General features: G+C 40.7%; 12 protein-coding genes. 1 reads left to right on the top strand and 11 read right to left on the bottom strand.

Going from position 1 to position 16237, the window contains the following annotated elements; all coding sequences use genetic code 11:
• The 8 genes from ACXZ1K_RS08940 to ACXZ1K_RS08905 all read right to left on the bottom strand — a co-directional run bounded on the left by ACXZ1K_RS08940 (position 1) and on the right by ACXZ1K_RS08905 (position 11868).
• Positions 1-1449: a circularly permuted type 2 ATP-grasp protein gene (locus tag ACXZ1K_RS08940; protein ID WP_458973040.1), complete on the bottom strand. Its 1449-nt coding sequence runs from the start codon at positions 1447-1449 to the stop codon at positions 1-3.
• 191 nt (positions 1450-1640) lie between these two features.
• Positions 1641-2957: a TldD/PmbA family protein gene (locus ACXZ1K_RS08935; RefSeq protein WP_458973039.1), complete on the bottom strand. Its 1317-nt coding sequence runs from the start codon at positions 2955-2957 to the stop codon at positions 1641-1643.
• 2 nt (positions 2958-2959) lie between these two features.
• Positions 2960-4594 carry a TldD/PmbA family protein gene (locus ACXZ1K_RS08930; RefSeq protein ID WP_458973038.1) on the bottom strand — a complete coding sequence of 545 codons (1635 nt, stop codon included), beginning with the start codon at positions 4592-4594 and terminating at the stop codon, positions 2960-2962.
• A gap of 85 nt (positions 4595-4679) precedes the next feature.
• Complete coding sequence (locus ACXZ1K_RS08925) at positions 4680-6428, bottom strand: hypothetical protein (RefSeq protein ID WP_458973037.1); 1749 nt, start codon at positions 6426-6428, stop codon at positions 4680-4682.
• 1 nt (position 6429) lies between these two features.
• Positions 6430-8514 (bottom strand): hypothetical protein, encoded by a 2085-nt coding sequence (locus tag ACXZ1K_RS08920; protein WP_458973036.1) that lies wholly within the window; start codon positions 8512-8514, stop codon positions 6430-6432.
• Between the two features lie 49 nt (positions 8515-8563).
• Positions 8564-9979, bottom strand: coding sequence for a BatA domain-containing protein (locus tag ACXZ1K_RS08915; RefSeq protein ID WP_458973035.1), 1416 nt, complete (start codon positions 9977-9979; stop codon positions 8564-8566).
• 3 nt (positions 9980-9982) lie between these two features.
• Positions 9983-10870: a DUF58 domain-containing protein gene (locus ACXZ1K_RS08910; RefSeq protein ID WP_458973034.1), complete on the bottom strand. Its 888-nt coding sequence runs from the start codon at positions 10868-10870 to the stop codon at positions 9983-9985.
• A complete protein-coding gene (locus tag ACXZ1K_RS08905) occupies positions 10870-11868 on the bottom strand; it encodes an AAA family ATPase (protein ID WP_458973033.1) in 999 nt (332 codons plus the stop codon). The genes ACXZ1K_RS08910 and ACXZ1K_RS08905 overlap by 1 nt, the downstream gene beginning before the upstream one ends.
• 150 nt (positions 11869-12018) lie before the next feature.
• Between ACXZ1K_RS08905 and ACXZ1K_RS08900 the strand changes: the two genes are divergently transcribed.
• Entirely contained in the window at positions 12019-12651 is a 633-nt protein-coding gene (locus ACXZ1K_RS08900) for a DUF4159 domain-containing protein (protein ID WP_458973032.1), read from the top strand.
• Between the two features lies 1 nt (position 12652).
• Here the strand turns inward: ACXZ1K_RS08900 and ACXZ1K_RS08895 are convergent, their stop codons facing one another.
• From ACXZ1K_RS08895 to ACXZ1K_RS08885, 3 genes are all read right to left on the bottom strand, one after another.
• Positions 12653-13123, bottom strand: a complete 471-nt coding sequence (locus ACXZ1K_RS08895) for an FKBP-type peptidyl-prolyl cis-trans isomerase (protein ID WP_458973031.1) — start codon at positions 13121-13123, stop codon at positions 12653-12655.
• 79 nt (positions 13124-13202) lie between these two features.
• Positions 13203-14042 (bottom strand): SGNH/GDSL hydrolase family protein, encoded by an 840-nt coding sequence (locus ACXZ1K_RS08890; RefSeq protein ID WP_458973030.1) that lies wholly within the window; start codon positions 14040-14042, stop codon positions 13203-13205.
• 5 nt (positions 14043-14047) lie between these two features.
• Positions 14048-16039, bottom strand: coding sequence for an ATP-binding protein (locus ACXZ1K_RS08885; RefSeq protein ID WP_458973029.1), 1992 nt, complete (start codon positions 16037-16039; stop codon positions 14048-14050).
• Positions 16040-16237 lie beyond the last annotated feature (198 nt).

Genomic DNA, 16237 nt, shown 5'->3' with positions numbered 1-16237 from the left:
TTAAGATGATAAAACCCACGTATCCTTACTTCCGCCACCTTGCGAACTGTTCACAACCAAAGAACCTTCTTTAAGCGCTACCCTGGTTAGTCCGCCCGGCACAATAGAAATACCCTCCGGACCATACAACGCATACGGCCTTAAATCTACCCGCCTGGGTTGCAAAACACCGTCCATATAACATGGAGCACTGGAAAGGCTGATAGTTGGCTGGGCAATGAAATTTCTGGGATCTTTTAGGATCTCTATTTTGTATTCTTCTATTTCTTGTTCAGTAGAGGCATGGCCCATCAACATTCCGTAACCACCACTTCCATTTGTTTTCTTGATCACCATCTTATTGATATTGCTGAAAACATATTTCTGTTCATCAGGATTTCCCAGACTATAGGTAGGCACATTTTTAAGCAATGGCTCTTCATTAAGGTAATATTTGATCATGTCGGGAACGTAACTATATACCGCCTTATCATCCGCTACCCCATTACCAACGGCATTGATGATGGCCACATTTCCTTTTCTGTAAGCACTCATTAAACCCGCCACACCCAGAACACTACCCGGATTGAATACCAGCGGATCAATAAAATCATCGTCTACTCTGCGGTAAATCACGTCAACCTGCTGTAATCCGGTAGTTGTTTTCATAAAAACTTTATGATCACGCACCACGAGATCCCTGCCTTCCACCAACTCCACCCCCATTAGTCGGGCAAGCGTGGTGTGTTCATAATAGGCGGAGTTATACATGCCCGGGCTAAGCAAAACAATTGTTGGATTAGAAACTGCCCTTGGTGAAAGCGACAATAGATTTTTGTACAATATCGAAGGATATTCTGTAACGCTCCTTACTTTACATTGAGGAATAAGATCTGGGAATAACCTCTTGGTGATCTCCCTGTTTTCCAGCATATAACTGACCCCAGAAGGTGTACGGAGGTTGTCTTCCAGCACATAAAAGGTTCCGTCGTAATCCCTGATCAAATCTATACCTGCGATGTGCGTATAGATATCGTGAGGAACCTTGAGCTGATACATCTCCCTAAGAAAGTGGGGGCAGGAGTAGATGAGTGCTGCAGGAATTACACCATCCTTTATGATGAACTGACTGCTGTAAACATCTTTTAAAAACAGGTTTAATGCTTTTAATCGTTGCTTTATTCCCCGTTCTATGAAAGACCATTCTGAGGACGTAATTACACGGGGGATGATGTCAAAAGGAAAAATTTTCTCAATGCCTTCTCCACTATCATATACCGTAAATGTAATTCCCTGACTCATGAACAGGCTTTTTGCCAGTTCTTCTTTTTTATTCAAATCACTTGCCGACTCTTTTTCAAGATAACTGATGATTTTATGGTACTGTTCCCGAAGATTATTATCGGAAATATACATTTCATCCCAAGTATTAGGAACATTTTGATAATGATTTAACTTGATTGTACTCATAAGCCCCAAAATATCCCTAATAATACCACATTTTAAACCAAAAAATCAATAAAATCTATAAATTTCTGAAAGCGAATATTTATTTATAGCAAAAATTGATCGTAGAAACTCTTTTATCATTTAAATATCAACATCATAACTCATATTTTAGATCAAAAATAAAGCGATGGATAACTCCATCGCTTTATTAATTAAACAGCATCTGATAATGAGGTGAAGGTGAAGTCCCGAATTTTCATCGGCGGGATCATTCCACTTCCAGTTCTAACTGGCTTTCCTAGTGCTTCCACATTATTGAGCATAATAACCGGGCTTTCGTTAAACCTGAAGTTCTTCACAGGAAACTTGATCTCTCCATTCTCTATGTAAAATGTACCATCGCGTGTTAATCCTGTTAAAAGTAAGGTCTGCGGATCTACCGATCTGATGTACCAAAAACGGGTAACCAATATTCCCTTTTCTGTGCTTTTTATGAGGTCTTCAAGAGATTGCGTTCCACCTTCCATAACTATGCTTCTGTTAAATGGCAATGGTTCCACCCCTTTCTGTCCTGCCCAGTACCTGGAGTAGGAGAGATTTTTTACCACCCCCTTTTCTACCCACTGTGTTCTCTTTATAGCAAGTCCATCGCCGTTCCAGGCAGCTGAAGGCACTTCTTTATTCATCGGATCTGAATAGATGTTTACATTTTCGGAGAACAGCTGTTCGCCCAGTCTTGTGCCACCTCCTTTTTTACTCATAAAGCTCCTGCCCTCGTCTGCACTTCTCGCATCAAACCCTCTAAACATATTTCCCAGCATATCACTAGCGGCCAAAGGCTCCAGTATTACGGTATATTTACCGGGCTCAATCGCTTTTGCGCCCGCAGAGCCGGTTGCTTTGGATGCAGCTATTTTGCTCAGGGCCAGGGTATCCATTTTATCCAGATCATTAAAGCTCTGCTCTATGTACCCTGACCCCGTACCTTCCCGGTTACGAACCGTCACTGAAAAGGAAACATCTGTGCTTTTATTATAAGCGAACAAATTCTTGGAGTTCATTACCGCATTGAAACGGGTTGAATTCTCCAAAAACCCAGCTGCTTCTAAATTTGCAGCCTTAACTACCTGCAGACTTTTACCGACCATCTCTGCTCTGATATCCGGATTTATACCTGCAGTTTTTTCATTATACGTTGGTGTTTCCGCAAAAGTTTGAGGACCCAGTAAAGGCATAAATTCAGGATTTTCCGGCGCGAGCATCGCCAGCTCTTCAGATCTTTTAACCACCTTTTGAAGGGAAGCATCATCGAACTCATTTATGCTTGCAGAACCTGTTTTCTTACCAAAAGTAGAACTGACGGCCAAATCCATCACACTAATTTGCCCGGCAGTAGAAACTGCGTTTCTCGCATACCGAATATTTCCACCATCTGAACCAGTCAAGCTGATCTCGCAGGAATCTGCTTTAGAATAACCAAGTACCTTTTTTAATATCGTTTGTGCTTCTTCTTTACTTAATATAGCCATGATTAGATCTTTCTTGCTGTGTTGATAACATTAACTCCATTGAAACGCGTGGTAGAACTACCATGTGAAACTGCACTACTTTGAGAAGGCTGACCCTTACCATCATTAAACGATCCGCCCAAACGGTAATCGCTTTCGTCACAGATGGCTGAACAGGAGTTCCAGAATTCCTGGGTATTCGATTGGTAGGCCACGTCATTCAGCATCCCCACAATCTTACCGTTCCTGATTTCGTAAAAAGTTTGACCACCAAACTGGAAATTGTAGCGTTGCTGATCAATTGAAAAACTACCATTCCCGATGATGTAAATCCCCTTTTCAACATTTTTGATCATATCGTCCACACTCAGTTTCTCCTTACCTGAAGCTAAAGAGATGTTGGGCATTCGTTGGAACTGAACATCATCCCAGCCTTGCGAATAGCAGCAGCCTTGTGATTCGGTAAGTCCGATAATGTGGGCCTGGTCTCGTATCGCCTGGTAATTCACCAGTATTCCGTCCTTAATAATATCCCACTTTTTACACTTCACGCCTTCATCATCATAACCAACTGCACCTAATGAACCTACCTGAGTCTTATCAGCTATTACGTTTACTTTATCACTACCAAATTTAAACTTCTTACTCTGCCATTTATCTAAAGTAAGAAAACTAGTTCCTGCATAGTTCGCCTCATAACCCAATACCCGGTCTAACTCTGTAGGGTGGCCAACGGATTCATGGATCGTTAACCAAAGGTGAGAAGGATCCAGTACTAGATCATATTTACCAGGCTCCACCGATTTCGCTTTAACCTTTTCAGCGGCGTTTAAGGAAGCGAACTTCACGTCCTCAAGCATATCATATCTGCCTTTATACCGAGGCACAACTCCAGCAACTTTATCTTCAGGGCGGGCATTCATATACTCATAACCCAGACCCATTGGTGAACTAAGAGAGGATCTGGTTTGAAATTTCCCAGATTCACGGTCGATCCGGGTAACGCCGAATGACGGATAGATGCGATGTACATCCTGATCTATATACGATCCGTCTGTAGACGCAAAATATTTTTGCTCATTAACTGCAAACATTACTGAGTTTACGTAACTGGCCCCATTTTGCAGGGCGATGTCGTTAACATTTAACAAAAGATCAACCTTTTCTTTTACTGGAACTTCAAAAGCATTAATCTCAATTGGCGTTTTCCAACTCACTTCGCCATATCCCTTTTGTGGGGCAAGCTGTACAGACTCTCCCTGGATTTTCGCATTGGCTTTTGCGACAGCAACCGCTTGCTCTGCCGCCTTTGCAATAGCATCCTTTGTTACCAAATTAGTGGCGGCAAATCCCCAGCAACCATTAGCTAAAACTCTCACACCTACGCCATAAGACTCGGTGTTGGCTACACCCTGAACACGCTTTTCACGTGTAGCTACAAACTGATTGAGATAACGACCAATGCGTATATCAGCATAGCTTGCTCCTTTAGAACGAGCGGCATTTAAGGCCACATCAGCAAGTTCCTTTTTAATTTTCGTATCCACATTTTCCAGCGCCTGCGAAGGATCTATAGGATTGCCGAAAACTGATAGATCTGGCAGCATCAAAGCGGCAGCACCCAATCCGGATAGATGGAGGAAGTCTTTTCTTTTCAATTTTTTAGTTTTTAGATGAGTAATAATTATCACAATTTAACCAAATAGTAAACGGCCCCACTGAATTTTATATAACAATTTAGTTTCAATTGGATTTTTCTGTAAAAATTCGAGGCTCAGCCCAAAGAAATCCTGCACTCATTAAAAAAACAAGCAAAAATATCCAAATGGGAATGGCTTTTTTCTCAACTTCGCTCGATCCAGTTGATTTTATAGACTGGTATTGTTTTGCCAAGTAAGAATTTGTTTTATTTATCCTCAATCGGGCATTGGCACTTTTCCAGGCATTGGTATTATTTACAAAAAACGAGAAGGTCTTCTTCTCAACTGTTAAAGAATCCCAGCCTTCTTTTATCGGCCAGTTAGGCATATCCCACTCAAATGGCAATTCCAGGTTTTGTCTGGGAGTCGCCTTTACACCTGCAAAGCTGATCATGGGTAAATTCTCATGATCGGATTGAACAATAAACCTCATGCTACCAGATTTTTTTGGATGAGCAGGTATAAATTCTACCGCTGTTAAATCATCAACTTTTCTTGCAGTTGCCCTAATGAGTTCAGACCAACATTTGGAATAACTGTCAGACTGCCCATTAAGTACCCAGCCATAAGTAGCGGACAACGTAGAGGCAGCTACCTTACCTTCTCCACTTAAATGTACCGCAGCTAAAACCTTGTCGGTGTTGTCGGTCAGGATGTTTTGATCAAATGGGCCGGATCTTAAGAAAAGCTTCTGAGGTGCGGCAATCACCGCAGGCTTTGATGAAGCAGGAAGTGAGAGGAATGATTCTTTCTGTTTATTATCAGATTCATACCTGGCAAATCCGCTAACTAGGGCAGATTTTTGCAATCGATCAGTTCTGGACAGTCGGGTGAGCAGGCCCATGCCATTCCTAACGGTTGCACTTATAGCTGCGCGCTCGTCAGCATTCAAAGCATCCAACTCCTCTTCATCAGCAATCAATAAATCAGTTTTATTGAGCACAGCGCTCGTTAATTTCAAAGTGCTAGTCTTTGTATTTAAGAAATCGAAACTGTATTTGTCCTTGCTTATCCTGCTTCTTAGTATAACGTGATGACCTTCCCTAAACAACCATGCCTTCAAAAACTTATATTCAAAATTGGGAAATGCAGCAAGCACAATAATATTTAAATGTTGTGGATCTGAAACTTCGAACGGGATTAACTCTTTGGAGACAGTGTCTGTTCCCTGTAATGCCACTAGCTCGTATAGCGCTTTTCCAGACTGAACAGGAATATTTGCCAATGAAAATCTTCCTGTTTGTGAAGCTTTGATTGTGGTAGAATCCAAATTACTACCAAAGCCTCTTAAAATAACTTTAACCGCCCTAGAACTGGAATTTAAGTAAGTTCCCTGAACCAACAGGGGTTCGCTGAATTTGACTTGCTTATTCCAATTGCAGGAGATAATCCCAGCAGGGATAGCAGCTGGCTTAAAAGTAAGTTGGTATCCAGACAATTTTGAAAGATCCGAATCGTTCAAGCCAAATCCAGAAATGTTAATCTTTCTGATTTCTGGACTGCGACTTAAATAATAACTCAAATCTGCAATATAAGCTTGTCGTTTATCTTTGCCTGTCACATATAAAGAATCGAATAGATCACCTTTTGCTACAACGCCAATTTCATTCGGAGAATTAGTTTTTGCAGGAAATGCTGGTGGACGAATGATAAACACCAGGCTCAAGACAGCTATAAGCGCTGCAATAATCCTCCAGCTACGGCGCCGCTTGTTTTGACGTCTTGCTTCTCCTAACACCAATAAAACGGAGAGTAAAAATCCTAATATGTAGATGATGTAGCTATGAACCATATTACTTTTCCGACCGGTTTAAAGTTTTGAAATACGATTGATATAATCCCACCGCATGAAATCGTTTGTTAGGTATAATTTTGCCTACATTTCCAGGAATCATCTTGCTGATAACCACCTCTGCCGAAGCAATATCTTCATTATCTATTTTAACCCAATTACTAATCTTACGCAAAGCTTTTAAACCTGGCAAATAGGAAGAAGGGTTAGCAGTTGCAGCGGTAAGCACATACTTTTCAACCCGCTTAATAAACATCCTTTCATCATCCCCCAACTTACCATCGGCTTTTGCTTTTTCAAGTATTGCAAGTGCCTGTCGCAACTTTTCAGTCTGCATTTCAGTCTCTTTAAATTCAGCCTTTTGTAATGGAGCTACAATTTTATCCATTTCACCAGAAAGTCGCTTTTCATCTTTAAGCTGCGCGGTTTTAACGGTCGTCTTCGCAACATAGGCCCTGGATTTTTGTTGAAGATCTTTTAACAACCTTAAAGCTTTATATTCAAAAGGCAGTGCTTCTTGTGGCACATAAGTTCTCAATTTCAATTCCGAACTCCACATTTCTGTAAGTACAGCCTTCAATTGTACTTTCAATTCCGGCTCAAAAAATGTGGCATCCTCAGCAATATCATGCTTGTGGGCATACTGATCCATTATCCCCTTCACATCCCCAAACTTTTCCTCAGGTTTTCCTTTATCACCATGTTGTTCGCCTCCCTCTTTATGATCGTGATCCGCCCCTATTTCAGTCTCATTTTCTTCGCCAAGGAATTTTCCATAGCGCAACCTGAGCAACTTTTGGTCAACACCGATGTCATTACTGCGATTCTTAAAATCCTGGGCATTGATCGAATCTTTCTCCTTCAATAGTTTTTCTGTATCAATAATGATTTGACGCTGGCTTCTAAAGTATTCAGGTACCAGATTAACTCCGCTCGTCATCCCCGCCATACTCATCAGCTCTGTTGTATCAACAATGGACACGAAGAATACGTCAGATCTGCTCATTTTTCCCTGGTTATCCATTGCGTTGATGAAAAAATAAAGTTCATCGCCTGGCTTCATTCCAAGGGATTTTAAATCGATGACCTTCTTTAGGGAAATGTTCCTTTTGTTATTGAACTCAACATTCAACGGTAGTTTTTTCTCAGTAAAGCTAACACCCTCCCCTTTCCCGCTTGCCATTGTAGCAGAAATAAAAGCATTTCTAACACCATAATCGTCCGATAGCAGCAGCTTGAGGTTTACTATCGAAGGCTGACCAATGTCAATGGCACTATGTTGTTTAGGATGAGTAACCTTGATATCTACAGGCAAGTCTGGAATCACGTCAATCTGATAGAGATCAGACTTTACTCCATCTATTTCAACTTGATAAAATCCCGCATCAGCGATATTTCGGGACATACTCCATACGGTATGGCTCTTATTCAAAGGTGTCATTGCAACCTTAAGCTGATCATCAAATATCAAACTCGCCCTGCCTACGGTCGCATTTGTTGTTATTTTCCAGACTACTCTTGAACCAGTTTCAACTTTCATGGTGAACTGCTTCTGATCTCTTGGAGAAACGCTGGTATACGAAGGGGCTAAAACGCGGATTGACACCGAGGATACTGCGGCAGGTATATTTTCTTTAACTGAATTTGCCAGCAAGGCTTTCGAGGCTTGAAGCCTTATTGCCGCATGATGCGCAGGCTTGAAATAGAGGAAAGTCAACATTAAAAAAAGGCTGGATAAAAACAGGAAACTCACAGTTCTAAACCGCAAAGCATAAAACCATGGTATTTTTATAGTGGCTATTTCTTCATTTACCTTTAAAACCTGCAACTGCTGTAAACCATGCAATTCCTCCTCTGATAAGAGCAAGCCGGAACTTTCTTCCAACTCCGGGAAATGCCGATCTAAATACCTGGAAATATCCATTGGTTTAATTTTCCAAAATGGATAAATAAAAAAGGTAAGTACGGTAATTGCAATCAGAATGAGTAATAGCAGCCATGCATTCATTTCTGGAAAATAAAGCCTTGTCATAACCAACAGAAATGCACCAGAAAGAATAAAAAGCAGCACCTTAATCAACTTCAAAATCTGCCACTTTTGGCGAAGAGAATAAATCAACCTTGTTCCACTTAAATTACGCATAACCCAACCTCACTTTCTTCCTCAATGAAATCCATCGCTCCAGCACAAAAATGATAAGGGCAGCAATCCAGAAGAAATCACTGATATTTTTATGTGTGGATTTCTTTGGAACCGGAGGAGTCTTTGCGAACCTATTTGACGAAGCCAGGGTAACTTTCCGTAGTCTTTTGTCAGCTGGATGGTCTACGAATCCAAAATCTAAAACGTTATCTTCCTCACCCAGTACCAGAGGCATTAGTGCCTTGACAAAAGTATTTTCCCAAACCATATCAGTCCAGCCCTGGTTAAATTTCAAAAACAAATGGTAATGGTCAAGCTTACTTTTATGTTCTACAGTAAGGAGTGGGTCTCCATAGTAGTCCACCCATATTGGGTCGCCCACCACATTTTTCTTAACAATTTTACGGTGAAGTCTGGAATCGTTTTCCTGCTGGCCATCTGGATTAGCCACAACAAATGAATTCAATCGTTCCACCTTTCCAGCCTCATAAGAGAATAATTTTGTTGGCCCATTAGCTGAACTGAATATTTGTTCGTCGACCGGCTCGTCTGAAAGCCAGAATACAATCTGGTTATTGACCGTCAATTTAGTTCTGCTGTTGATAGTGGAAATAACTACCTTTCGATTACTGTATTCAAAGATTGCAAGTAATGCAGCTTTCAGGTAACGAACATCCTGATCATTGCCATTATGATAAATCAGCACAGCCGTTTTGGTAGATTTAGCAGCTGAATCTGGCATCTTGATGTACTTCGTATAGGATGGAGTAGAACTTCCTTCATATAACTTACCTCCGTATTTCACATTCCAGTGTGACACGGAATCATCTTCGTTTAGTCGAGTCCAGCGTAGTTTAAATTGAAGATCAGGCAAACTTTCATTAAGATTTGTCAAATACTGATCTGCAAATAAATAAACAGCGAAGCCAATTGGCAGTTCTGTATTGAGTTGTTTGATCAGGGCCTTATGTGTTAAACCAGCGTGTTTAGCAGTATCGGACTTAATCGTATCACCCAGGCTCATTGCACGGAAATTCAGGTCAAAATCTTTTAGCTCATATCCCACCGCTAACAAGGAGTCAATAATGCTTTTGTGCTGTCGGTAAGCAGATTTAAGGTCAGCACGTGTCACTAAAATCCAGCCTTTACCATTAACCGGATTTTGTGGCACCTTTATAAATGGAGAACAGACAATCAGCACCAGCAACACCAATAACAAACACCTCAAAAACAATAACAGCCAATCTGTAATCCTCAAACTTTTCGAACTGATAGCAGCTCCTTCCCCAAGCAACGCGACACTTCCTACCTTAAATGTTTTCCCCTGCTTAACATTCCAAAGATGGATCACCAGCGGCACAATCAAAGCTGTTAATGCAAGTAAACCAATTGGATAGAGTAGATACACAGCTTAAACTTTTAATTTATTTCGTTGGTTTAAAAAATCTCTCAAGGCCAGATCGAGTGATTGATCAGTCCTGATCATCCTATAAAATATATGGCGGTCAAGCATACTCTTACGGGTCTTTTCCAAATAATCATTGAGCTTCTTCTTATAGACAGGCCGGGCCTTGTCTTGATCAATTTGTATGACCGCACCTGTCTCCAGATCTTCAAATGTATGATATCCTTTAAAGTCAAGTTCCAGTTCATTTTGCGACATCAGGTGAAAAACCACCACCTCATGTTTTAAGCTATTTACGGTGTCTAAAAAGCCAAGTATGTCCTGATCCTTTTGATACATGTCTGTTATAAAAATCAGTAATTCTTTTTTCCTGCTCCCCGCGTAGAGCTCATTATAGTGTATTTGCCTCGTAAAAGTTTTACCAGGCTTTATTTGTTCCAGTTGATGATAAAGCCTGGCAAGGTGTTGGAAATCCTGCCTTGGCGACATAGCGGATATACCATCTTCATTTAAAACATATAGCCCAATCGCATCGCCCTGCAAATTACCAAGGTATGCAAGAGATGCTGCTAAATATCTCGCATAGGCGATCTTATCGAATTCCCCATCTTGATGGCTCATAGAAGCACTGGCGTCTACAACTAACCTGATGGAAATACTAGTATCTATTTCTGATTCACGGATATAGTAACGATCAGACCGTGCAAACATTTTCCAATCCAACGATCGCAAATCATCACCCGGCTGGTAACTTCGGTATTGACTAAATTCCATTCCTTGCCCTTTAATGATACTTTTGTTTATCCCAGTCATGAAACCATCTATAGTTGTCTTTGCAGCTAGCGAAAGCTCCTTGATGGCCATTAAAACTTTCGGATCAAGCAACTTGCTCATTACAAAATACCTTTAGGTCTTGAAACCGATCGGATCAATTCCGCTGTAACGTCGTCGGTGGTAACTTGTTCCGCCTCAGCCTTAAAATTCAGGAGTATCCGATGCCTCAGCACAGGGAAGGCCATGGTTTGTAAATCTTCCATAATCACGGCGTATCTGCCCCTCATCAATGCCCTGGCTTTTGCAGTAAGAATTAATGCCTGACCAGCACGCGGACCAGATCCCCACCTTACCCAATCCTTAACATATTCTACGGCAGTGGTATCCGGCCTGGTTGCCCTAATCACTTCGCTTACATAAGTGATCAGTTCATTACTGATGCTCACCTCCCTGGTTAGTACCTGCAATTGTTTAATCTCATCGGCACCAAGTACCGCATTCACGACAGTTTTTTTGCTTCCCGTGGTACTGCTCAATATTGCTACTTCCTCTGATGCAGTTGGATATCCAATTTTAATATATAGCAAAAATCTGTCAAGCTGCGCTTCAGGCAAAGGGTAGGTTCCGGCCTGTTCAATTGGATTTTGAGTAGCTAATATAAAAAAGGGCCTGTCCAACGGATAGGTCTGCCCGGCATAGGTTACTTCAAACTCCTGCATGGCCTCCAGTAAGGCAGATTGTGTTTTTGGAGGCGTTCTATTGATCTCGTCTGCCAGAACGATATTGGCGAAAAGTGGCCCTTTATTGAATTTAAAAAATCGCTTCCCGGTAATGTGGTCCTCTTCTAAAATTTCAGTACCGACGATATCAGTCGGCATCAAGTCTGGTGTAAATTGTATTCTTCTGAAGGAAAGGTCAAGCGCTTGCGACATGGTTCTTACCATTAATGTCTTAGCCAAACCAGGAACACCCTCAAGCAAACAATGCCCCCCGGCCATCAACGCCACCAACATTTCCTCAATAATGATGTCCTGCCCAACAATAACCTTCTGAATCTCTTGTTTTAGCAAAGAAATTTTCTGGATAAGTACCTTAATATTAGTTTCCGAGATTTCCAAGATGATAGTTTTTTGGTGAATATTGTAAGTTTAGTCAATATAGGGCATATCGCATAAAAAACTCATGCATGTATTCAGAATATCAAAAAAATTACAAGATAACTTGGGCAAAAACTAGCTTGTAATGAAAATTGAAGCTATTTTCGGAGAATGGAACAGGCAAAGTTTACATTTGCAAGGATTAAGTACAGTTCAGGAGATTGGGACACAGATCAGCGAATGCCGTCTAACCTTTTGAACTCCTTATTGGAATATACCACAATCCCCCTCAATCCAGAAGAAAAAACAATTGAGCTTAGTAGTTCCGAGCTCTTCAACTATCCATTCTGCTACCTGAGTGGACATAAATTAGTTCAGTTCAACAAGCAGGAAGGTGCTAATTTTAAAAAATATGTTCAGAATGGAGGGTTCGTATTTGTAGACGACTGCAACCATGATGTCGACGGGTTATTTGCCAAGTCATTTGAAAAACAGATGGCAGAACTATTTGGACCAATCGCGCTGAAAAAAATTCCCAACAACCACCAGATCTACAACTCCTTTTTTAAATTTGAAAAAGGCCCGCCGACAACTTCTTTTGAACTTAACGGCTGGGGAGACGACCTTGTCCATGATTATCTTAAAGCAATTATAATTGATGGGCGGATAGGTGTCCTTTACAGCAATAAAGATTACGGCTGCGAATGGGATTACGACTTTAGGAACAAACGTTTTTTATCCGAAGACAACACCAAATTTGGCGTAAACATAATTCTTTACGCCATGGGGATAAACAGCATATAACTTACTGAACGTCAGTAAGATTGATCGTAAAATCCAGCACAGAGTTGGCCGGGATCGGACCATTGGCGATGTTTCCGTATCCATAAAAAGACGGAAGAAACAAGCGAATTTTACCACCTTTTTTAATCAATGGGATTCCAGCCTGCCAGCCTGTAACAGCTTGGTTTAGGGGAAAAGTAACCGGGGTAGTTTTCGCGTCAAATTGCGCTCCGTTAAGCAGATTACCAGTATACGTTACACTGATATTGCTCAAAGCGTTCACCTCAGCACCCTCGCCCTTTGTGAATATTTGATAAAAAAATCCGTATTTGGGTTCTTTTATTGCAGGGATATTATTAGCTGTAATGTATGCCCTTATTGCGGTCGTATCTTTTTTAAATTGACCTTCTACATCAAAAGTGTCTAGTCCAATGTTCTTTTTGCACGCAGCTAAAGAGCCTGCAACGCAAATGAACAACAATATATACTTCATCTTTGCCATCATAATACAAATATAGACTTTATAAAGTATCTTGGAAATTTCAAGAAATATTTAACATTTAGAATCTGAATTAACGTAAGGTCTTCTTCAATACCTTCACTAACATCTTCGAGATTAGCTCATTTCCTTTATCTGAAGGGTGAAGCCCGTCATAAGTCATGGCCATGGCTTCCACTGGATAAGGATACTCATCCGCAGCATTAAAAGGAATGCTGATAAATTCAGGGTAAGAGTAATCTCTATACTGACCGGTTCCAGGTTCCTTTAACCTTTTAAATAATACCAGGTCCTTAACAGCCAAACCCTTTTTATGATAAAGATCTACTATACCAAATCCTTCTGTCTTGGCTATATCAATGACTGCATCAGCAAATGAGGCCAGAGACTGTCCATTTTTATCTTTATATGATCCCCAGGCTGTGTTATTTTTATCAGTCAGGTAAACAAAGTCCGAACGCTGCATAGGCGTGATGAGAATGATTTTTGTCTGTGGGTTGATCGTCTTGATTTTATTGACGATTACCCTGAACGCTCCATAAACAGTGCCTGTACCGGAATCATTCTTATAATGATCCATTGTACCCAGGGGGATACCGGACCACCAGTCGTTTGTACCCAGAAAAATACTATACACATCTCCCTTTTGGACACCAAGCCTGTCAAATTCCTTTGCGATACCTACCGATGTCCAACCATTATGACCCTGGTTATAATATACAAGATCTGGCATTAGTTCCTTTGTCCTGGTCAGGTAGCCCTTAGCAACGCGCTCACCAGTTTCGTTGCGGTGATCATTCAAATAGGTTATGGAATCTCCTATGGCCACCCAAATTATCTCCTTACGTTTAAAGGAGGTTAAAACAGCGCATATAAGGAACAACAAAACGAACTTAACAATTGATTTCTTCATTTCTTTCAATTACTTGCAGACTGCGTTAGTGCAGCATATAACTTATCAATTTCGATGGGCTTCCTCAAAAAACCATTGAAATATGAACTGTATTCCTCTTGATTTTCAGCAGTAATATCTGCGGTTAACGCAAAAATTGGCGTATACCTATTCAAATTATCGTTGTTCCTGATGTGAGAAGTAGCGTCTAATCCATTCATTTCGGGCATATGAATGTCCATCAACACAAAATCAAAAGCCTTTTCACTTGCCCTTTCTATAGCAAGTAATCCGTTTAAAGCATGAACTGTTGTGATGCCCCAATTGGTTAATAAACGTCTTGCTACCATCGCATTCACCAGGTTGTCTTCCACCAGTAAAACTGTTTTATCTTTCAACTGATCCTGTAACACAGGTGTAGTTAACTTTGCAACCACAGATTTTCTAAGTACCAGGTCGAAATAAAATACAGAGCCTCTACCCAACTCACTTTCAAACTGAACCTTACTGTCATAAATCTCCACTAACTTTTTTACAATGGCTAAACCCAATCCAGTTCCTCCTTGTTTTCTGGTGGTAATCGACTTCGGTTGCGAGAAGCTTTCGAACATTTCGCTGTAGTAATCTGGCGAAATACCTACACCAGTATCAATTACTTTAAATCTAATCACATCTGCAGCTTCTCCCTGATTGATGCACTCGACTTCGAGCAGCACTTCACCCTTTTCGGTGTATTTTATAGCATTACTGATCAGATTTCCTAAGATTTGCGACATCTTAGTCTCATCTAACAAGTAATTACCTTTTAACTCCAATGGAAAATTCAATTTCAGCAATATTCCCTTTTCTAAAGCCAGACTTTCATAAGTACTGATGATCCGTTGTAAAACTGAGTCCAGTTCACATGAAGTTGGTTCCAATACTACCTTACCATTGTCCAACTTAGTGAAATCCAAGATATCGTTAATTACCAGCAATAGATTTCTTGAAGCTGCCTTTAAAGAGCTAATCAATTCTTTATCCTCACCCTGGTATTTATCGCCCAACAATGTTGTTATGGTAGTAACCGCGTTTAAGGGCGTTCTAATCTCATGACTCATAGTAGATAGAAAGTCCTGCTTCATTCTGGCAGATTGCTCCGCGCGGTCTTTCTTTTCCGTCATTTCTGCCTTTTCCTTTTGAAGCTGCGTTTCTTTTTCAAGCGTCTGCATCTTTGCAATCAACTCGTAATTTTCAATAATCTGAAGGGACTGGGTATTGATCACCCCTTCTTTTTGGGAGAGGTAAAGTTCAAGAAATTTAAGTGAATTAATGGTGTCACCTTCCAACTTGGAAATCTGATAGAGCAGGTAATTGCTCTTAAATTTGATAATCACTATATTAAAACGGTGACTAACATCAAGCGCGGTATTTAAGCTGAGCTTCGAATCCTCCAACCTGCCCATCTGCAAGTAAAGGAGCCCAAGTTTATAATAAGCCATACCTAAACCTAACTTTTCGCCCGCTTCCAGGTGGATCTTAATCGCCTGAATAAAGTCAGCCTCTGCCAGTTCAAACTCTTTCGTTGTGGTGTAGACCTTCCCCCTGCCGTAAATAGCAAATGCCAATCCCCTGATATCACCAGTTTGATTTTTAAATTTTATTGATTGTTGTATGACTTGCAGGGCCTTAGCGATCTTGTTTTGCTTAAGGTATATTCCCGATAAGGGATTATAAGCATTCGAAAGAAGGTTAAGGTCTCCAATTTTCTTAGCTGCATCGATCGCATTATTGTACGACTTAATTGCGTTTTTCTGATCTCCAAAGTATTCGTAAATCGTCCCCAGGGATTTATAGACCCTGGCTTGATTATGAAAATCATCAAATTCTCTATAGGTGTTCAGGCAATTGATCAGGTTAATCAATCCCAGATGGTAATTATCCGTTTTATAATAAACGCCGGCTATGTTATACCGCGCATCCGCTATTCCCTTTTCATCTCCAAGCTCTTCAAAAACCTGAATAGCTTCTTTAGCCATTTTTATGGCTTTTTTATAAGCCCCCCTAATCATAAAAAAAGAGAGAGTTGATTTAAGCTGGAGCCTATGGAGGCCCTATCATTTATTTTTTTACTGATCTCCAGTGCACGAGCAGAAAGATTAATGCTTCTTTTCAAGTCATAAGTCCTGCAAGCATAGGCTTCGCGTAAAAGCGAAGCAACAAAACTGCTATTGGTA

This window comes from Pedobacter jaeyakensis (assembly GCF_054461315.1).
The sequence above is the reverse complement of the archived record's forward strand: the minus strand, read 5'-3'. Positions and strand labels throughout refer to the sequence as shown.

Coding starts and splice junctions, on each gene's coding strand:
- ACXZ1K_RS08940 (WP_458973040.1), bottom strand. CDS start 1,449: ATGAGTACAATCAAGTTAAATCATTATCAAAATGTTCCTAATACTTGG.
- ACXZ1K_RS08935 (WP_458973039.1), bottom strand. CDS start 2,957: ATGGCTATATTAAGTAAAGAAGAAGCACAAACGATATTAAAAAAGGTA.
- ACXZ1K_RS08925 (WP_458973037.1), bottom strand. CDS start 6,428: ATGGTTCATAGCTACATCATCTACATATTAGGATTTTTACTCTCCGTT.
- ACXZ1K_RS08910 (WP_458973034.1), bottom strand. CDS start 10,870: ATGAGCAAGTTGCTTGATCCGAAAGTTTTAATGGCCATCAAGGAGCTT.
- ACXZ1K_RS08900 (WP_458973032.1), top strand. CDS start 12,019: ATGGAACAGGCAAAGTTTACATTTGCAAGGATTAAGTACAGTTCAGGA.
- ACXZ1K_RS08895 (WP_458973031.1), bottom strand. CDS start 13,123: ATGAAGTATATATTGTTGTTCATTTGCGTTGCAGGCTCTTTAGCTGCG.
- ACXZ1K_RS08890 (WP_458973030.1), bottom strand. CDS start 14,042: ATGAAGAAATCAATTGTTAAGTTCGTTTTGTTGTTCCTTATATGCGCT.
- ACXZ1K_RS08885 (WP_458973029.1), bottom strand. CDS start 16,039: ATGGCTAAAGAAGCTATTCAGGTTTTTGAAGAGCTTGGAGATGAAAAG.